Here is an 18530-nt window from a genome sequence, read left to right as displayed (position 1 = left end):
CTATCGATCACTTTGTCATGTTCATTTGACTATGATCCATTTGATTATGATTCATTGGGGCATTCGTGCCTGATGATGAAGATTTCGCTGTATCTTTGGCGGAATCAGCGGAGCTGGAAGCGCCGTGACCGCTGTGAGCCGGTTGACCGTTCGTATATTTCGTTACGATTTTCTCGAACAAGCCGTCAGGGATCGAGGAGAAATATAGAACCCCAGGCGATTTGCTCGGCTTCGCCAGTTCTTCATAACGTTCCATCGTCAGCTTGGTAGGCACGCTCTTCGTTTTGGCGACGAAGGCATCAAAATCCGCGCGCGAGGTCGTATTCACGTCAAAGGTCATATCGGCGAAATGAGCTCCGCTGAAATTCGCTCCCGTACCGAAGTAATGGCCAATCTCATCGGCCTGCAGATACAGCGTCATGGCCATGCCGGACATCGTGTAGATTTGTCCGCCAAGCTGCGGAACCCAGAACGAATTCATCGGCGCATCCGACGTAAGCTCGAATTTAATCGGCGTATCTTCCGGAATCTGCACATAGTTGACAGTAGCGATCCCTAGCTCCGGATACGTGAACAACCATTTCCAATCCAAGGATGTGACTTGAATGGTGATCGGGTCTTTCTCCGACTTAAGGGCCTTTGAAGGCTCCAACGCGTACGTATATCGAATCGTGATCACGGCCAGTGTAACAATGATGATAATCGGCACCGACCACCATACGACTTCTAATGTCGTATTATGAGACCAATTCGGCTTGTACGTAGCCTTATTGCCTTCTTTATCCCGGTACCTCCAGACGATCCACGCCGTCATCGCAAGTACCGGTATAAGGATAATTGCACACAGTATCGAGGAAATGTAAATCAAATCTCTTTGCTCGGCCCCGACAGGACCTTTGGGATCCAGCACCATCGCTTGATCGCTGCAGCCAGCCAGTAAAACGACGAAGGCGATCATCATGACCGGCAGCAAAGCTTGTACGAGTTTTCTCTTCTTCATCCAATTAACCTCCCAAACCACTTTCTGAAGAGTGCTTTCCATATTTACTTAAGATGCTCTTTTTTATCTAATACTAAGATATCAATTTTCATTTAAAAGTACACTGCCGCTAGCAGGTCTTAACAAATACGTCAAAGGATCGACGTTTTACTGTAAAACAAATGTCACACAACGTTTGTTGACTAATAAAGCAAAGTATGAAAATCCATGAAAACCAAAAAGCCCTTCAAGTTATTCACCTGAAAGGCTGATTTTATTCATGAAATGGTTTTGTTCACTCTGTCTTCGATGCTGCCCGGGAGTGTACCAAATGAATGGCTGTCCGGATCACATAAACATGCACGCTGCCGACCATGAAACCAATTCCGACCATCAATGAAGGGTTACGGTCACTGAAATGATCCAAATTAATTAAGCTTAATAGCAATCCTATGCCAAGCAAAGCCCATGCCGCGATTGTCATTAACTTCACTAATGGCAACACATCACGTTCACTGCGTTCATTGTTAACGTTACTAACCGAAACTGTTCTAACCGCCATTATTATCACTCCAAACTCAGATGTTAAAGTCTTATAAATTTATTATAGCACAAATCTTAAAAAAATGTTCATATTTTATTCACACGTTGATCAAAAAATGGACAAAATTTTGTCGGGGGGTAGGGTGGAAAGTTTCACTTGACTTTATGCTGATAATGTGGTATAATAAAATATTTTATTGACTTCACACCTCCTCTCTAAGTATGATAACCATGTTGTTTTCTATTCATGATCATATTTGGAGGGATCCTATGCGAATCGCAAACGGAATTTACATGTTGGAGCTTGCTGTGCCTGTCATGGGGAGAACCGACGTCATCTACCCGACATTGCTGCACGATGAACATGGCGCGGTCTTGGTGGACACCGGATATCCCGGAACTTTCCCCTTGTTTCGTCAAGCCTTCGACGTGCATCAAGTGCCGCTGCAAGACCTGCACACGATTATCATTACCCATCAGGATATAGATCATATCGGGAGTTTGCCGACATTCCTAAGTGAATTTCCGGAGCAACTTCGTGTACTTGCAAGTGAAGTGGAGAAACCGTATATCGAAGGGGATCACAGGTTGATCAAGGTTACCCCGGAAGCCATCGACCAGGCGGTCGCCAACCTGCCGGCCCATGTGTCGCCTGAATGGCGGGCCGCCTTCCGGGCAGTACTCGAGAATCCTCCGAGAGGCCGCGTCCACGGGCTTATCCAAGACGGCGAGCACCTGCCCTACGGAGGCGGTCTCATGGCCATTGAAACTCCCGGCCATACGCCCGGTCATTTGAGCTTCTACCACATCCCTAGCAAAACACTGATCGCTGCGGATGCCCTGGTCGTGTCGGATGGTCAGCTTATGGGCCCGATCCCCTCCTATTGTGTGGACTACGAATTAGCGGCAGCCTCGCTTCGTAAATTTACCCAGTATGACATCGAGTCTGTGATTTGCTACCATGGCGGCCTATTCACAGGAAATGTGAATGATCGAATTGCCGAGCTGGCGGCGGTAGACGCTTAGGCCGCATACGGCAAAAAAGCACGGCTCCTCCAATAGAGCCAAGCCTCAACCGAGAGTCCCGCCCATAGACGGAATTTCTCCTGTTACATGCAGCCTGGCGGATCCTCGAATGCTGAATAACAGGAATTCCTCCCGTTATTCAGCCCGTACTCGCAGCCTTTACGCGAAATGGGGACGGGGAGGAATTCCCTTTATTCGTACAACTGGGCTAATTTTTCGCGAATAACGGGAGAAATTCCAGTTACGCCCTGCGGCTGACCACCGGTGTCGATGCTCATCCAAAATATTTGCTTCAGCTTCAGTAAGTTCGAGTCCATACCTTCACCATACCAAAAATAAGGGGGAAGCTTCGCTCACCCCAAACCCAAAACATATAAATTCTTATATGTCAAAAAAAAGCAGGTTGCCTGGAATGGGCAGCCTGCTTTCGATTATGTACGTTCGAGCTTACTTCAGAAGCGTATATGCGCCAATAATTGGCAGCGGTTTAACTTGACCTTGCGCCGCGGCGACAATGCCGAGTATCGCAAGCACGAACAACGCCAGATTCACGAGCGGCAGCAGAATCCAGCCGATCACCGGAATGATGCCCAGAACCACGTTCAGGATCACGCAGCACAGGAACAGAGTCAGCCCTTGGTTGGCGTGGTACATGGCAAATTTGGAATCTTTGGCGGCGATAAGCGGGACGAAAAACAAGATGTACGCAATGATGGCCATTCCCTTATTGTTTTGAATATCGCTAGAATCATACATGGACAGCACCTCTTTTCTCAAAGTTTACTATTCCATTATATTCGGAGTTTTCCAGCAATTCTATTGAATTTCATACAATTCAAAAAATAATTTCCGCTCATTTCCGCACCGCGCGCTTAAGCGAGTGACTGCAGAATGCTCTTCGCCTCACGCACCTTGGAAGCATCCACCGGTTCATCCATTCGCCCGTTCCTTCTGACGCCGGTGCCCAAATGCACGACCGGCACCGGCACCGCTTGCACAAAATCTTGCAAGCTGGCTAATGTAAGTCCGGCTCCGGCCATGACTTGCAAGGAATGTCCTGCCGTCAAGGCGACCAGCGCCTTCAACCGGTCTGCGGCATGAAGCGCACTTGCCGCTCCGCCGGAGGTCAGGACGGAACGAATCTGCTCATAAGCAAGCAGAACGCCCAATGCTTCCTCTTGCTGCTCGATCTCGTCAAATGCCCGGTGAAACGTAACCGGAAGCGGCGCAGCGGCCAACAGCGTTTCGAGCGCATCACGATGGATCGTTCCCCTCTCCGTCAGTACGCCCCAGACCAGCGCCGAAACGCCTGCTTGATAAGCCCGCTTGCTGTCGTTCAACATCGTTCGAATATCCGCTTCATCCATTTGAAACGACTTGCTGTGCGGCCGAATCATCACATGCACAGGGATCGACACCGCCCGTGCTATCTGCGCCGCCAAGTCCATATCAGGCGTTAAGCCGCCCTCATGCAGATCGCGAACAAGCTCAATCCTGTCCGCTCCGCCTTCTTCCGCCAGTAAAGCGTCCTCCAAGGAGGTGGCAATCACTTCTAAGCGTACCATGCGTATCAAACCTGCCTTTCTATTGTGGATACGCGATATCCGAGCAGCCAATGCAGCTGCTTCACCGTCACCGCGTCGGGAACGAATCGCAGCACTCGATTGCGGATGCTCATCGCGAATGGATGCTGCATCTGGACCATCCGGGCCATGCGCCGGGACTGCCGCAGCACCCGGTTGGCGCGAGGCAGCCGGATCCCTTCGTACGCACGGTATGCCGCAGCAATGCCTGTCGCTGAGAGTTCCTCGGCTTCCTGAAGACATGCCGCCAGAACGAAAGCATCCTCCATCGCTTGGGCTCCTCCCTGTCCCAAGTTAGGCAGCATCGCATGTGCGGCATCTCCCAGCAGCACAGCCCGGCCCCGGCTCCAATGATCCAGCGGCTCACGGTCATAAATATCATGCCTAAGAATCGAGGCTGAATCGGTCGCCCGCACAACCGCTTCTATGGGCTTCTGCCAGCCGCCGAACTGCTGAAGCACATAGTCCTTCCGATCCGGCACCGCCATCCCTTCCGGCGCATTGATCGCGGCGAACCAGAACACAAGCCCCTCTCCGAGCTGGGAAAACCCGAACCGCTTGCCGCTACCCCAGGATTCGAACCCGCCGCCAGCCTCCAGCGAGTACTCCGCATCCGTGAACGGCGTGACGCCGCGAAAAGCGGTATAACCCGAATAACGGAGCGGACGTATAGGGAACAATTCGCGCACAACGGCCGAATGGATGCCGTCCGCACCGATGAGGACGTCACCGGTCTCTGCCGTGCCGTCCTCGAATCGAGCTGTGATCCGATGCTCATCCTGGTCAACGGCAACCATCGTGCTTCGGAGATGCAATGCCGTTCCCGCTTGCAGGCGGCCGGCTAGTATCGCTTGAAGCTTGGCCCGATGAATCAAATAGCTGTAGGTTCCGTACAGCTCCGCTTGCCGCTTCACCGGAACCGCCGTGATCGGCCGGCCGTCCCATGTCCGGATGTCGGCTTGACCCACGCAAGCGCCGGCCTGCTTCACCTGCTCGGCCAAACCGAGTTCCTGCAGCACGTGGATCGCGTTGGCCGCTAGCACAATTCCCGCTCCTTGGCTGTCCAGCGAGCTTTTTTTCTCGAAAATAACCGTTTCCCAGCCATTTCCCTGCAGAAACAGCGCCGCCGTCAGTCCGCCAATGCCCGCTCCGACGATGAGCGCTTTCTTCCTTCCTGCTGTAACAAGCGCCATGACGGCCTCCTCATCCACCTTTTCCATCTACTTTACCATAATCCGGGAATGTCAAAAACTCCTTATTCCGCAGAACAAGGAGCTAAAGGGGGCCGAAAGAAGAATCCTTCGTTGCTATTAGTTGGCGACTTTCTCCTGCTGCACTTCCACAAGCTCCAGATTGGCAAAAAGAAGGCTCAATTTCTGCATTTTCTCGGTGGCGGCCAGCTTCGGCAGCGGCGGGCACATCGGCTTCCCTTGATAACAAACGATAAATAACATATTGATCACCTTTCCCTTCATAGCTTCGTAATGGGTGTTTCCTCATGATTCGACAGATTAAATGGTAGTTTCGCCAATATTCGATATGTATATGAAATAATTCACGCAAATATGCTAACAATTTCAACTTCGTTAACCTCCTATATAATTCGAAAGACCCCCTCTGAATAGAGGGGGTCTTCTCAATTAAACGATTGCTAATTCCGCTAGCTTGGCACGCACTTGGTCGACCAGCACTCTTGCGTCTTCCGGCCGGTTCACGACATCCACGCGGTCCATATCCACGATCAATACTTCCGAAGCCCGGTAATGATTCATCACCCAGTCGTCATACCCGGACCACAGCTGCTTGTAGTAGTCTACCAAGGACTGGTCCTGCTCGAAGCTGCGTCCCCGAAGTCCGATGCGGTACATAACCGTCTCGAACGACGCTTTCAAATACACCATCAGGTCCGGCGCTTTTTTGGGCAGCTCCGCAAGCTCGGCCATCATGTTATCCGCGAGCCCTTCATAGACGTCGAATTCCAATTGCGAGATTCGCCCTAATTCCCGGTTTACTTTGGCAAAATACCAATCCTCATAAATGCTTCTGTCCAGCACATTACGATTATGTACCAACGCTTGCTTAATTGCCTTGAATCTTGTATTCAGGAAGTGCAATTGAAGCAGAAACGGATACCGTTTCTTCTCAATCTCTTCCGGAGATGACGTGTAAAACAGCGGTAAAATCGGATTATCATCTACACTCTCATAGAAAACGCTTGAATTGAGTTCTTTTCCAAGCAATGTGGATACAGATGTTTTACCGAGACCGATCATTCCCCCAACCACAATCACAGCCATTGACCCCTTTCCCCTTCTGCCCGATCATAATTTACCCACAGTCAATTCTTGCAAAGCTTTCCTATTATACAAGGAATTTATAGTCCTGCAAACCCTATTTTTTTACCTTTATGATCCTTGTGAGGATTCGTTAGTTCTCGTGGTAAGTTCACCTTCGTTTTCGCTCAAATGAACGCTGATTCTCCTGTCCCTGTTTACAAAAATACAACTTTGATTGTACTTCGAGGAAAATGAAAACGCTAGAAAAAATGTTTTGGAGGTTTCCGTGATTGTTTATTTGTTCATACTGTCACTATAGTAAGCGCAACTTTACAAACTAATTAGACAGAGGTGTGAAGATGATTTACGGAACCAAACTACTTGATACAGATACAGAGCTTTTTATTGCAGCCCTGACCAAGACACCCGTTTATGTGTGGTCATTAGATCATATAGGCGTATATTATCAGGTGACTTCCGGGATTATTGTCAAATATACGCCTGATGAAGTACGTATTCACTGTGAACATGACACCTCTATTTCCCAGTGGTATTCCAGAGAATCCTACGAGTTCAGCATCAGCTTCTAACACAAATAAACCGCCTCCCCTCAGGGAAAGGCGGTTTTTTCATTATAACTGGCTAAACGCCGATCATTCCTTGCCCCGATTGGAGCACCGGCAGTAACACGTCGATCACGGTGCCTTCGCCTAAGCGGCTTTGGATCGTCATCGTCCCTTGATGAGCCTCCACGATTTTGAAGCACATCATCAGGCCGAGTCCTGTCCCTTTCTCCTTCGTCGTATAGAAGGGCTCGCCAAGCTGTTTCAGCCTGTCCTCCGGAATCCCGCAGCCGTTATCTTCCGTCCTTATTCGAATCCGATCGCTTCCCTGCATCGAAACGGTGATTCGGATGCGCCCTTCCTTCGGGATTGCTTCCATCGCATTTTTGACCAGATTAATGAACAACTGCTTCAGATGCATCTCCGAACAGAACAACTCCGGAATGTCGGACTCGAATTGCAGCTCCAGCCCCACATCGCACAGTACGGCTTGCGTTTCCAGCAGGGCCGTCACGGTCTGCAGAATGTCTCTCAAATCATTCTTCTTATAGTGAATAGCCTCAGGCTTGGCAATTACCAGAAATTCGCTCACGATGAAATTAATGCGATCCAATTCCGAAAGCATAATGTCAAAATAATGCTGCTTCCCTTTCACATCGCTTTGCAAGAGCTGAAGGAAGCCGCGGAGCGAAGTCAGCGGATTCCTGATCTCATGGGCAAGACCCGCAGCGAGCTGCCCCGCCACGGATAGCTTATCCGATTTGCGCAGCAATTCCTCCGTGCGCTTCCGCTCCGTGATATCTCTCGTAATGCCGGCGAACCCGATAATCTCGCCTTTCTCATTATTAATCGGCGTCTTCGTCACGCTGACGTGCACAATTTGGCCGTCTTTCCGCATCCGAACCGTCTCCAGCCCGGAAATTTGCTTGCCGGCCTTCAGCATTTCATACATCTCTTTGCGCTGTTCCTCCAGATCGTCCGGGTAGATCGGCAATCGTCTCCCCCGCAGCTCATCCTGCCGCCATCCGAAAATATGCTCGTAAGCAACGTTAACGGACACGACCCGGAATCGCAGATCCAGCACACAAATCGCGTCGGTCGTATTGGAGATGAACGATTCCAGCAGTTCCTTCGTCCCTCTCAGCTCCGTCTCCATCTGTTTGCGCTCCGTAATGTCCACACAAGAGCCGATCACTTCAACGACGCGTTCATTCTCAACAATCGGCCGCAGCGATGTCAGGTACGTAATTCCGCGGAAAGTCGACTCGTACATGACGTTCTCTTCGCCGCTCCATGCTCTGCGGTAGTAAGGCTCCATGTTGGCGGCAATCGGGTACGGCCATATTTCGTAGAGATCATTGCCAAGAATGTTCGCCGGCTTATATCCAAGCCGATACAGCAGCTCTCCGTCGCATAAGGTATGAATGAATTTCCCCTGCATATATCTGAACTTCATGGTCATGCCCTGCTGCCTGCGAACCGTATCGTGAAGATCCTGCTGCGCGATTCTTAATGACTCCCGGTCACGATTATGCTGCGTAATGTCCCTTGCAATGACATAGATGCCTTCGTTCATTCCGTCGACGATGATCGGCACATTTTTCAGACCAAGCTCAATCAAATCACCGTTCTTATGCTTCACTCGCAGCATATAGTTATCCGTCTGGGACACGATGCTTTCGACGATGTCTTCGGGATGATGTTCTTGCCGCCAGAACTCGTTGATCGACTTGCCGGTCATTTCCTCTTCCTTATAGCCCAATATTCGCTCCATAGCCGGGTTCAAGCTCTTGATCGTTCCGACCAAATCGCAGGTGAGAATCCCTGCCGGATTGTGCTCGATCAGCGACTTATACCGCTGTTCGCTCTCCGCGAGCTTCCGCTGCATATCCGATTGCTGAGCGAGCAGACTCATTTGTGCTAAAAAGTATAAAGGTTCATTATGCGTATCTCGAATGAGCGCGATGACTAGTTCAGCTCGGGCAAGCTGCCCGTCTTTACGCGTCAAGTCTAGTTCTAGCTGGCAGGAACTCCCCTCACCGGCGACAAGCCGGCCGAACCGGGCTTGGAGCTTCTCCGCCCCATCCTGCAAGAAAATCGAATGCATCTCCCGACCCGCGAGTTCATCTGCCGGGAACCCAATCAAGCCGCTTAATCGTTCGTTGACTTTTAACCACAGACCGTTGAGCGAAATAATAGCCATGCCAATCGTTGTGAATTCGAAGACAGCGGCAAACGACGGCTCGGTACTTGCAAGCAGCCCCTGAATATTGTCAGGATCTGCACGGTTAGCATCCACCGGATTATTGACCCTATTCATCGTTTATCTCCTATCATGTATAAGCGTTAGAAGGCTCCATCACCGTTAATTTTGAATTCGACGACTTGCAGATTATTCCTGCTATAGGAACTGTTGGGTCTTAAATTGTTCGCGAAATGTGCCCTTGGCGCTGTCTGGGTATGATAAAATGTAACTATGCTCACGAATTTCTATTGAAGGAGGAGACTTCGTTGCCAAACATCTGGACTCATCTCATCTTCGGGCAAGAATTAATGAAGCAGCTGGGCCACGCTCATATGCTCAACGATAAGCAGCTGCGCAATGCTTTCTCGCTTGGCTGTCAAGGACCCGACTTCTTGTTCTATCACAATTTCCTGCCGTGGAAAAAAAATAAAACCTTGAACCAGTTAGGCTCTCTGATGCATTCGCAGCATTGCGGACCGTTCCTGGAGGAGTTGCTTCGCCAAGTACATGGCAGGGGGGTGTATAATCCGGCTGTCGTTTATGTGCTTGGATTTCTCACCCATCATATATTGGATCGCAATATGCACCCTTATGTGTTCTATAAATCCGGCTTCAAGAAATGGCACCATCAGCGGTTCGAAATCATCATGGACACGCTCATCGCCGAGCGCAAGCTTGGCGTCCAAACGTGGAAAACCCCGGTTTGGAAAGAAATTTATGTCGGCGAGCAACTGCCTCTCGGCGTAGCGCCGGCACTCATTCAAGCTGCTGCACGGTATTATCCTGACCTAACCGCGGGCATCAAGGAACAAGATTGGAACGACGCGTACCGCGATATGATCCAAGCACAGCGGCTGTTCCACGATCCCAAGGGTATGAAGCGTGTATTAACCTTCGGTAAAATAGCCCCTCTCGTCTATGCCAGACGCGTGGCTCCGCTCGATTATTTGAACGAAGCCAACACCGTATGGAATTGTCCGACATCCCTGGATGAAACCTACACGTACAGCGTATGGGATTTATGGGATATCGCCATGAAGGACGGCGAATCCGTCGTTCAAGCGGCGATTCAAGTGCTGCAGCGGGGTTCCGAGGCCGATGCCGTCGCGCTGCACGATACGCTAGGCAACCGCTCCTACGAAACAGGCAAAGATTGCGACAGCGGCCTGCGAATCACACATGTTCAGCCGATGATTTAGAGCTTCTTATCGTCGATCTGATCCAGCCAACCCTCGATCTCGCCGATGACCGAAGCTACGCAGCCATCTTCGAATGGCGAGATCAGGTCCGCTACCTGAACGAGCTCGGTGAAGCTCAGACTTCCGCCTTGCCGGCAAAGCCGCAAGTAATCCTGCCAAGCCAGTTCCGAATCTTCATTAGCCCGCTTCCAGAACTGAAACGCACATACTTGCGCGAGCGTGTAGTCGATGTAATAGAACGGGCTTTTGTAAATATGCGGCTGCTGCTGCCAGAAGCCACCTCTTTCCAAATAGTCGTTATCCTCATACACGCGGTGCGGCAAATATTTGCGCTCAATCTCGCGCCACACAAGCTTGCGCTCAGCCGGCGTCAGCTCCGGCTGCTCGTAGACCCGGTGCTGGAATTCGTCCACCGCGACGCCGTAAGGAATGAACAAGAGCGACTCGCTCAAATGCTTGAACTTATATTTATCCGTTTCTTCCTTGAAGAACAGGGACATCCATGGCCACGCCAGAAATTCCATACTCATGGAGTGAATTTCGCAAGCTTCCAGAGTTGGAAACACATACTCCGGCACCTTGAATTCCCGGGAGCTGTAACCCTGGAATGCATGGCCGACTTCATGCGTCAACACATCGATGTCGCCGGAAGTACCGTTAAAGTTAGAGAAGATGAATGGCGCTTGATATGTACTGATGTAAGAGCAATAACCGCCTACGCGCTTCCCTTTCTTCGCCACGAGATCCATCAATCCATTGTCCTGCATGAATGTGAAAAATTCATCCGTTTCCGGCGAAAGCTCCGCATACATCTTGGCTGCCTGCTCCACGATCCAGTCGGCATCGCCTTGCGGCGTTGCATTCCCTGACGGGAAGCCGAACTTGTCATCGTAATAATGCAGCGCCTCTACGCCGATCCGCGCTTTCTGACGTTCCTTCAGTTTCGAGGCTGCAGGCACAATGTGCTCCAGCACCTGGTTGCGGAATGCCTCCACATCCTTGGCCGTATAATCGGAACGGTTCATCCGGGCGTAAGCCAGTTCCACGAAGTTGTTATAGCCCAATTTCTTCGCGATGGCCGTGCGAATATGCACAAGCTGATCATACAGTTCGTCCAGCTTTGCTTCATGTTCGATAAAAAAGCTATATTTTACATCATTCGATTCCTTGCGGACATTTCGGTCTGTGGACAATTGAAAAGGCACAAGCTGCGATAAGTTTCGCTCCTCCCCTGCATACACGAGCTTAGCCGAAGCCAGAAGCTTCGAGTATTCGCTCGCCAGCTTATTCTCCTGCACCAAATCGTCGACGATATCCGGTGAGAACGTTTTGAGCGAGAGCGAGGCAATTCGGAACAACTGCTTGCCCCATTTCGTTTCCAGGTCCTCCCGGAAGGCAGAACCGATTAGAGCTCTATAGAAATCCGTGATCAAGCCCTGATATAACGGCTCAATTTCGTCAAAAAACTCCTGCTCGGCCTTATAAAACTCATCTGTCGTATCTACGCTGTGCCGAATGCGGGCAATGGCTTCCATCGACTCCAAGCCGCTGCGCAGCCCCACGATCGCTTCCATGCTGTTATCCTGACTGGCAAAAGAATCGGCTTCCTTAAACCGCTCCAGCAGCTCTTTGAATTTCACTTCAAAAACGCTGAAATCCGGTCTTTCATAGGTAAAGTCTTGAAATTTCATGGACTTCTCTCCTTTGCGAAATGTTCAAACACATGGCGATGAAGTATGAAAACATTGTCCCTCTTCATTATCCATGCTCAAGATGGTAATGCCAATTGTTTTTTCATCCGAATTTGACGTGCTGCCTGTCTGAATCCTCTTGTTCGAGCTCCGTATGCGACAAATTCGGGATTTGCCAATCGATTCCCGGACTTCCCAGTTGGTCGAGCAGCGCGTTCACCTGGGAGAATGGCTTGCTGCCAAAGAAGCCTCTATACGCGGACAAAGGGCTGGGATGAACGGATTTAATCACGTAATGACGCCCTTCATCAATCCATTTCAGCTTAGCCTGCGCATGGCTCCCCCACAGTACAAAAATAACGGGCTCCTCCCGTTCATTCAGTATGCGAATGACACGGTCCGTGAATCGCTCCCAGCCTTTTCCTTTGTGGGAGTTCGGCGTATCTTCCCGTACCGTCAGTACCGTGTTCAACAGCAGCACACCCTGTTCCGCCCATTTGACCAAATAACCGTTATCAGGTATGCGGCAGCCGAGGTCGGTCTGCAGTTCCTTGTACATATTGTGCAAGGAAGGCGGCGTCGCCACGCCTGGTTGTACCGAAAAGCTGAGGCCATGAGCTTGTCCCTTCCCGTGGTAGGGGTCCTGGCCCAGGATAACGACTTTCGTTGCGGCATAGGAAGTCAATCGCAGTGCATTGAAAACCTCTTCCCGCTGAGGATAGACCGTCTGGGTACGGTATTCGTCTTCAAGAAATTCACATAACGATTTGTAATATGGCTCCTCCCATTCGGCGGCCAGCAGGTTTCCCCAATCATTGTTTAATTCGAGCACGCAGCGTCCTCCTTTACTCGATTTCTGTGCCGAGTTCTCCCGTATCCACATTTCTTAGAACGATACGCCCGTCTGCAGCGGTCCCGTCAGTTAGAACCAGCTTCAGCTTCGCCGTTTTCCCTTTATTCACCAGCGCCTGCACTTGCGCATCGGTTAAATTTCGCCCGAAACTTTCTTTCCATATGACGAATTTGCAGCCTTCTTTGTAATGCGAGCAGCCATATCCTTTGCGTCCCATAAACAGCGAACCGCCGCAGCCCGGTCTTGGGCATGCTGCAAGGAATGCGCCGGCTCCATCCGCCGGCTTCGCCGAAGGCGCCGGCTTCGCCGCCGTTTTCGTTCGGGTCCCGCCCGAAGTCGAGGCCGAGCTCGAGCGCGTTCGTTTGCCCGTTCCGGCTGATGGCGTTTCGCCTTCAAAGGCTGTTTTGGCCGCTCTCGGCTGAACGCGGACCTTATCGACGATAAGCGTTGCGAACCGCTTCACGTTATGCATGAACTGCTCGTCCGATGCGGTGCCGCGGGAGATTTCGTTCAGTCGGCGCTCCCATTGGCCCGTCATTTCCGGCGAAGTAAGCAGCTCGATCCCTGCACCGCGAATGAGCTCGACCGCCATTCTGCCCTTCTGCGTAAGGACGATCTTCTTGCCCTGCATCTCGATGTAGCCGACTTTCTTCAGCCGTTCGATCGTCGCTGCCCGTGTAGCCGGCGTGCCGAGACCGGAGTCCTTCATCGCATCGCGCAGCTCCTCGTCCTCAATCTGCTTGCCCGCACTTTCCATTGCTTTGAGCAGAGTTCCTTCATTGAAATGTTTGGGCGGCTGCGTATCCTTTTCTTTCACCACCGCATCGTGGCAGAGCACCTCTCCCTGCGGATCAACGGAGAACGGCTCGCTGACCTCGACCTCTTCGTCTTCTTCCTCTTCTTTCTCTTTCCCCTTCGATTTCGGCTTCTCTTTCTTCTGATCGGCGTAAATCACTTTCCACCCGAGATGGAGCAGCTCTTTGACCGTTGTCTTGAACATTTCCTGCTCAACCTCGGTCATCACCGTATGTACCTTATATTCAGCCGGCGGGTAGAACTGCGACAGGAACCGTCTGACGATTAGATCATACAGCTTCTGCTCGTCCGGACTCAGCCCTGAAGCTTTCTTATTCGTCGGCAGAATCGCATGGTGATCTTCGACCTTTGCAGGATTGCAGATGCTTTTGTTATTTTTGTGCACCAGATTACGGTTAGCTCCCTGCACGAGGTCATGGTAGGCCGTTCCCTGCAATGCGGATAGAGCTTTATGCATTTCCGGTATATTCTGTTCTGTAACATAGTTCGAGTTCGTTCTTGGATATGAAATGACCTTATGCTTCTCATAAAGCGCTTGAGCCGTATCAAGCGTCTTCTTCGCCGAGAAGGCATATTTGCCGTTCGCCTCGCGCTGGAGCAGCGTCAAATCGTACAGTTTGAACGGGTACTCCTTCGTTTCCTTCACTTCGTAAGAAATAATGCGTGCCGGCTTCCCTTTCACCTTGAGGGCCAATGCATCGACTTTGTCCTTCTCCGTCAGCCGCTCCCCTTGCCACATGCCGCGATACGTCGTATCCCCCTGCGAGAAATAGCCCTCCAACTCGTAAAATTTGAGCGAAGAGAAAGCTTCAATCTGTTTCTGCCGGTCGTAGATAAGCGCCAGCACCGGTGTCTGTACGCGGCCAACGGACAGCAGCACGTTATGCTTCGTCGTAAAAGCGCGCGACCCGTTCATGCCGATCAGCCAATCGGCTTCGCTGCGGGAACGCGCGGCGCGGGTTAAATTCTCATACTCCGATCCGTCCTTCAACGTTGCGAAGCCGTGCCGGATCGTCTCCGACGTCAGATCGGAGATCCACAATCGCTTCACGGGATGCCGAAGTCCCAGATGCCGCTGAATCAGCGAGAAAATATGCTGTCCCTCGCGCCCGGCATCGCAAGCATTGACGAGCAAGCTGCACCGCTTGGCTAGTTCATCAATCACTTTCAGCTGGTCGTAAGTCCGCGGATTCGGAATCAGCTTGAATTCGTCGGGAATAATCGGGAGATGGCTGATGTTCCATTTCTTATATTTCTCATCGTATTGATCAGGTTCTGCCAACTCAATTAGATGCCCGATGGCCCAGGTTATAATATACTGTTCACCCTCCAGGTAGGACCTCATGTTTTTGGCTTTAGGCTCTATTGCGGCGGCTATATTTCGCCCCATGTCCGGTTTTTCCGCAATAATTAATGTCTTCAAAAGAGAATCTCTCCTTAATCATGCTACTTGCTTGGTTCACTCTATCGACTCAGTGTATCCCACTTTATACATGGCTGCAATACGACAAAGGTCGAATTTATGAATTCTTCTGTTCTGCTAATATAACCTCTCTAACTCGATGAAGAAATCCTTTATTCCCTATATTCAATACCTGTAACCCTCCATAAATGGTTCTTGGAGGGTTACAGGTACGATCATTTCATCAGGTATTTCGCATATCGCAGCGGCGTTTCATAGGTTTGATAAAACGTTCTGCGCATGTTCGCCTTCTTGAACGAATACCGTTGATCTCTCCCGTTCACCTCGATCAGCTTGACGTTCCCGTTCTGGTCGACGCCAACGTCAAGACCCAGATCAGCCAAGTGCGGCAAATGATTGCTGAGATGCTTAGCAATCGCCAGCGTTGCCTGATGCAGTTCATGCTTCACCTGTTCAGGATTCAAGCCGCTAGCCTTGAATAGCTCCTCGCTCCGTTTCACCGAGCCGCCTTTGGCTACATTGGTCACATGACGGCCCGAAGCGGCGACTTTGCCGACGATCCCCGTAATTTGCCATTGTCCATGTTCACCGCGTTGTACGGAAACCCGTAAATCATACGGCCTGCCTCGGTAGGTGGCCAACGGGATCGCTTCTTGAATCATGTATGTCTTCTTCCGAACGGCATTGCCGATATAGGCAACTGCCTGCTTGCAGGAAACAAGCTTGGGCTTCCGGAATATGCCGTACATTTTCCAAGCTCCGCTCGCATGCCTTGAAATCTTGATAATGCCATTGCCGACACTGCTATTCGTCGGCTTGATAAAAAGCGATGCATGTTTGGTCATGGCATTCTCCAAGCGTCTTCGCGAATATTTCACCGATTCGGGTAAATATTTGCTAAGGGAAGCATGGCCTAAAACCAGCTTGTGAATGAGATGTTTATCGTAGCGGTTCTGCCGGTTAAACACGTTGCTTGAGCGGGAGAGCAGCTTTAATTTCCTTTTCAGATAAGGAGTTAGCGTGATTGCACGGTTATGCGTCACTTTGGGGATGGCCCGGCGAATGAGTTTATATTTTTTACGTTTGTAGGAATAACCGAGGGCCCATTTACCATTCACATAGTGCAAACACATATAGAATGGCTTCAATCCGAGCATTCTGCCTGCCTTGTCATAAAGCGCCAAACGTTCATTGCCTGTTCTCCCTCGCGGAATGCCTTTATAAGTTTTCAGGTCCAGTAAGACCCCCACCGTCCTTGGCACGTCTACCACCACCATCCGGAAATAATAACTATGCCAGTGTATGTCCCTATAACGTCCCCAAACACGGTAAATACCTAAGGTGTAATGAAAGTCGGGCAGGAATTATTTTACATTCGTCGAATTGGATAGGAGTAGGAAAAATGAGGAGGGTGTATATGGCTAAGCGTGTACAGCTGCTGATTGGTACCAATAAAGGCGTTTTTATTTATTCCTCTACGATAGAAAGACGGAACTGGTCTCTGCGAGGCCCATTTCTGCCGGGCTGGGAGGCCTACAGCGTACTGGGCGATTCAAGAAACGGCAATAAGCTATATGCGGGAACCTCACATGCCGCTTACGGCGCAACGATTCGAATGTCGGATAACGACGGCGAGACATGGACACAAATCGCGGAAGGTCCTGCCTATTCTCCTGAAAGCGGTTTCTCATTAAATCGCATTTGGCAGCTCGTGCCGGGCCATGCCTCAGAACCTGAGACGCTCTTCGCAGGGACCGAGGAAGCGGGCATTTTCGTCAGCCGCGATAGCGGACAGTCTTGGCAGGAGCTCGATGCGCTGACCAAGCACCCTACTCGGCCGGACTGGTTTCCCGGCGCAGGCGGCATGTGCTTGCACACGATTCTCATCGACCCTCGCGATGCGAAGCGGATGTGGGTCGGGATTTCCGCTGTCGGCGTGTTCCGAACGTTGGATGGCGGACTAAGCTGGAAGCCTAGTAATAACGGCTTGAATCGCGTTCCGACCGGTCAGCCCGATGAACGTGTCGGCTTCTGCGTGCACAAGATGGTGCTCGACCCGAGTAACCCGGATATTTTGTATATGCAAGAGCATAGCGGCGTTTTTAAATCGGTTGATGGCGGAGATACATGGATTCCGATTGAAGCGGGCCTAACGCTGCGTGAAGGCGATATGCCTTTCGGCTTCCCCATCGCGGTTTCGGCAACCGGCGATCTGTTCCTGATTCCGCTCGAAAGCAGTGAACAGCGCTCCATGCGGGATGGCAAGCTGATCGTATACCGCATGGCACCTGGCGAATCCGCCTGGCAGCCCATCGGCGACGTGCTGCCGGAAGAAGAGCGCCACGTCAGCGTACTGCGCGATGCGATGTGCGTGGACGGCTTGGACCCGTACGGGCTTTACTTCGGGACCACGTCGGGCGAAGTATACTGTTCGCTGAACCGCGGCGAAAGCTGGGAGCGTTTGCCCGGACAATTCTCCCGAATCTTGACGGTGAAGCCGTTTATTACGGAGGACTAGCATGGTCATAGCCGTCAGCATCCCTTCCCTGCTGCGCGACTGCACGGGAGGGCGCGTGAACTTTGAATTGGAGGCGCGAACGCTGCAGGAGGCGCTGGATCAATTGACAGCAAGCTACCCGCAGTTGCGCGTACATCTTTGGAGCGAGTCCGGCCAAGTCCGCAAGCATGTCCTGCTCTACTATAATGACACGAATATCGCATGGCTGAACGACTTCGACATCCAGCTGCAGCCTGGGGACAAACTGACGGTTTTCCAAGCGGTTTCGGGCGGTTAGCCGCGGCATCAAGAAGCTTCATGGTCCTGCTCTATACTTTGCTGTCATAGTAATGATGCACGGCCTGAATCGTGGCACCCAACTCAATGATGCCGTAGGAATAACGGGGCTGGCGGCGCTTGTCCGTAGGCGAACCCGGATTAAACATCAGCATCCCTTCCACGCTCTGCTGATAAGGAATATGCGAATGCCCGAAGATGACGATATCCGGCAATTCTTCCCGGAACGCTTCACGGGCTCTTTCCTCTGTCGTCTTGCGGAAGCCGTCGCCATGAATGAGCCCGATGCGGTATCCGCCGGCCGTCACAATCTTCTTCCTGCCGAACCGCTCGACGATTTCCGGACCGTCATTATTGCCGGCGACGGCCTCGCACGGCGCGATCTCCTCGACCAAGTCGACGACATGTTCGCTCACCCAGTCTCCCGCATGAAGAATCAGCTCGACGCCTTGCAGGCCTGCAAGAAGCGCATCCGGCAGCTTCTGCGCCCGCGCCGACAAGTGTGTATCGGCGATAATACCAATTCGCATAAGCATTGC

18 protein-coding genes are annotated in these 18530 nt (G+C 51.3%); 5 read left to right on the top strand and 13 right to left on the bottom strand.

All coding sequences use genetic code 11. The features are described 5' to 3' along the window. Window positions 1-7: 7 nt before the first annotated feature. On the bottom strand, window positions 8-1000 hold the full coding sequence (cyoA, locus tag PUT07_RS12945) for a ubiquinol oxidase subunit II (RefSeq protein WP_274468467.1): 993 nt from the start codon (window positions 998-1000) through the stop codon (window positions 8-10). A gap of 274 nt (window positions 1001-1274) precedes the next feature. Further along, entirely contained in the window at window positions 1275-1541 is a 267-nt protein-coding gene (locus tag PUT07_RS12940) for a hypothetical protein (RefSeq protein WP_274468466.1), read from the bottom strand. Between the two features lie 251 nt (window positions 1542-1792). On the opposite strand from PUT07_RS12940, the gene PUT07_RS12935 reads away from it, so the two are divergent. After that, window positions 1793-2548, top strand: a complete 756-nt coding sequence (locus tag PUT07_RS12935; protein WP_274468465.1) for an MBL fold metallo-hydrolase — start codon at window positions 1793-1795, stop codon at window positions 2546-2548. A 447-nt stretch (window positions 2549-2995) separates the two neighbouring features. Here the strand turns inward: PUT07_RS12935 and PUT07_RS12930 are convergent, their stop codons facing one another. The 5 genes from PUT07_RS12930 to PUT07_RS12910 form a co-directional block, all read right to left on the bottom strand. Next, window positions 2996-3304 (bottom strand): DUF4870 domain-containing protein, encoded by a 309-nt coding sequence (locus PUT07_RS12930; protein ID WP_274468463.1) that lies wholly within the window; start codon window positions 3302-3304, stop codon window positions 2996-2998. Between the two features lie 116 nt (window positions 3305-3420). Further along, window positions 3421-4113, bottom strand: coding sequence for a copper homeostasis protein CutC (locus PUT07_RS12925; protein ID WP_274468461.1), 693 nt, complete (start codon window positions 4111-4113; stop codon window positions 3421-3423). 5 nt (window positions 4114-4118) lie between these two features. Continuing rightward, window positions 4119-5324 (bottom strand): FAD-dependent monooxygenase, encoded by a 1206-nt coding sequence (locus PUT07_RS12920; RefSeq protein ID WP_274468460.1) that lies wholly within the window; start codon window positions 5322-5324, stop codon window positions 4119-4121. A 117-nt stretch (window positions 5325-5441) separates the two neighbouring features. Then, on the bottom strand, window positions 5442-5585 hold the full coding sequence (locus tag PUT07_RS12915) for a hypothetical protein (protein WP_274468459.1): 144 nt from the start codon (window positions 5583-5585) through the stop codon (window positions 5442-5444). Window positions 5586-5771: 186 nt separating this feature from the next. After that, on the bottom strand, window positions 5772-6428 hold the full coding sequence (locus PUT07_RS12910; protein WP_274468457.1) for a deoxynucleoside kinase: 657 nt from the start codon (window positions 6426-6428) through the stop codon (window positions 5772-5774). Between the two features lie 338 nt (window positions 6429-6766). Here PUT07_RS12910 and PUT07_RS12905 point away from each other — a divergent pair, with 338 nt between their 5' ends. After that, entirely contained in the window at window positions 6767-6997 is a 231-nt protein-coding gene (locus tag PUT07_RS12905; protein ID WP_274468456.1) for a hypothetical protein, read from the top strand. Window positions 6998-7049: 52 nt separating this feature from the next. Here the strand turns inward: PUT07_RS12905 and PUT07_RS12900 are convergent, their stop codons facing one another. Further along, a complete protein-coding gene (locus tag PUT07_RS12900; RefSeq protein WP_274468454.1) occupies window positions 7050-9290 on the bottom strand; it encodes a PAS domain S-box protein in 2241 nt (746 codons plus the stop codon). 191 nt (window positions 9291-9481) lie between these two features. On the opposite strand from PUT07_RS12900, the gene PUT07_RS12895 reads away from it, so the two are divergent. Then, window positions 9482-10414 carry a zinc dependent phospholipase C family protein gene (locus tag PUT07_RS12895; protein ID WP_274468452.1) on the top strand — a complete coding sequence of 311 codons (933 nt, stop codon included), beginning with the start codon at window positions 9482-9484 and terminating at the stop codon, window positions 10412-10414. Here the strand turns inward: PUT07_RS12895 and PUT07_RS12890 are convergent. From PUT07_RS12890 to PUT07_RS12875, 4 genes are all read right to left on the bottom strand, one after another. Next, on the bottom strand, window positions 10411-12105 hold the full coding sequence (locus PUT07_RS12890) for a M3 family oligoendopeptidase (protein WP_274468451.1): 1695 nt from the start codon (window positions 12103-12105) through the stop codon (window positions 10411-10413). The genes PUT07_RS12895 and PUT07_RS12890 overlap by 4 nt on opposite strands. Before the next feature lie 103 nt (window positions 12106-12208). Then, complete coding sequence (locus PUT07_RS12885; protein WP_274468450.1) at window positions 12209-12937, bottom strand: uracil-DNA glycosylase; 729 nt, start codon at window positions 12935-12937, stop codon at window positions 12209-12211. A 13-nt stretch (window positions 12938-12950) separates the two neighbouring features. Beyond that, window positions 12951-15197, bottom strand: a complete 2247-nt coding sequence (locus PUT07_RS12880) for a type IA DNA topoisomerase (RefSeq protein WP_274468449.1) — start codon at window positions 15195-15197, stop codon at window positions 12951-12953. Window positions 15198-15412: 215 nt separating this feature from the next. Further along, entirely contained in the window at window positions 15413-16459 is a 1047-nt protein-coding gene (locus PUT07_RS12875) for a YheC/YheD family protein (RefSeq protein WP_274468448.1), read from the bottom strand. Between the two features lie 155 nt (window positions 16460-16614). On the opposite strand from PUT07_RS12875, the gene PUT07_RS12870 reads away from it, so the two are divergent. After that, on the top strand, window positions 16615-17715 hold the full coding sequence (locus PUT07_RS12870) for a WD40/YVTN/BNR-like repeat-containing protein (RefSeq protein ID WP_274468446.1): 1101 nt from the start codon (window positions 16615-16617) through the stop codon (window positions 17713-17715). Between the two features lies 1 nt (window position 17716). Then, a complete protein-coding gene (locus PUT07_RS12865; protein ID WP_274468445.1) occupies window positions 17717-17992 on the top strand; it encodes a MoaD/ThiS family protein in 276 nt (91 codons plus the stop codon). Window positions 17993-18023: 31 nt separating this feature from the next. Here the strand turns inward: PUT07_RS12865 and PUT07_RS12860 are convergent, their stop codons facing one another. Continuing rightward, window positions 18024-18521 carry a metallophosphoesterase family protein gene (locus PUT07_RS12860; protein ID WP_274468443.1) on the bottom strand — a complete coding sequence of 166 codons (498 nt, stop codon included), beginning with the start codon at window positions 18519-18521 and terminating at the stop codon, window positions 18024-18026. Window positions 18522-18530: the final 9 nt, after the last annotated feature.

Source organism: Paenibacillus sp. MAHUQ-63, from assembly GCF_028765165.1.
Taxonomy (GTDB): domain Bacteria; phylum Bacillota; class Bacilli; order Paenibacillales; family NBRC-103111; genus Paenibacillus_E.
Note: the sequence above shows the minus strand (reverse complement) of the source record. Positions and strands in the feature narration are given on the sequence as shown.

Excerpts from the sequence above, each read along its gene's own strand:
- PUT07_RS12935 (WP_274468465.1), top strand. The coding sequence starts at position 1,793 with ATGCGAATCGCAAACGGAATTTACATGTTGGAGCTTGCTGTGCCTGTC.
- PUT07_RS12930 (WP_274468463.1), bottom strand. The coding sequence starts at position 3,304 with ATGTATGATTCTAGCGATATTCAAAACAATAAGGGAATGGCCATCATT.
- PUT07_RS12925 (WP_274468461.1), bottom strand. The coding sequence starts at position 4,113 with ATGGTACGCTTAGAAGTGATTGCCACCTCCTTGGAGGACGCTTTACTG.
- cyoA (WP_274468467.1), bottom strand. The coding sequence starts at position 1,000 with ATGAAGAAGAGAAAACTCGTACAAGCTTTGCTGCCGGTCATGATGATC.
- PUT07_RS12905 (WP_274468456.1), top strand. The coding sequence starts at position 6,767 with ATGATTTACGGAACCAAACTACTTGATACAGATACAGAGCTTTTTATT.
- PUT07_RS12900 (WP_274468454.1), bottom strand. The coding sequence starts at position 9,290 with ATGAATAGGGTCAATAATCCGGTGGATGCTAACCGTGCAGATCCTGAC.
- PUT07_RS12910 (WP_274468457.1), bottom strand. The coding sequence starts at position 6,428 with ATGGCTGTGATTGTGGTTGGGGGAATGATCGGTCTCGGTAAAACATCT.
- PUT07_RS12940 (WP_274468466.1), bottom strand. The coding sequence starts at position 1,541 with ATGGCGGTTAGAACAGTTTCGGTTAGTAACGTTAACAATGAACGCAGT.
- PUT07_RS12860 (WP_274468443.1), bottom strand. The coding sequence starts at position 18,521 with ATGCGAATTGGTATTATCGCCGATACACACTTGTCGGCGCGGGCGCAG.
- PUT07_RS12920 (WP_274468460.1), bottom strand. The coding sequence starts at position 5,324 with ATGGCGCTTGTTACAGCAGGAAGGAAGAAAGCGCTCATCGTCGGAGCG.
- PUT07_RS12865 (WP_274468445.1), top strand. The coding sequence starts at position 17,717 with ATGGTCATAGCCGTCAGCATCCCTTCCCTGCTGCGCGACTGCACGGGA.
- PUT07_RS12870 (WP_274468446.1), top strand. The coding sequence starts at position 16,615 with ATGGCTAAGCGTGTACAGCTGCTGATTGGTACCAATAAAGGCGTTTTT.
- PUT07_RS12915 (WP_274468459.1), bottom strand. The coding sequence starts at position 5,585 with ATGTTATTTATCGTTTGTTATCAAGGGAAGCCGATGTGCCCGCCGCTG.
- PUT07_RS12890 (WP_274468451.1), bottom strand. The coding sequence starts at position 12,105 with ATGAAATTTCAAGACTTTACCTATGAAAGACCGGATTTCAGCGTTTTT.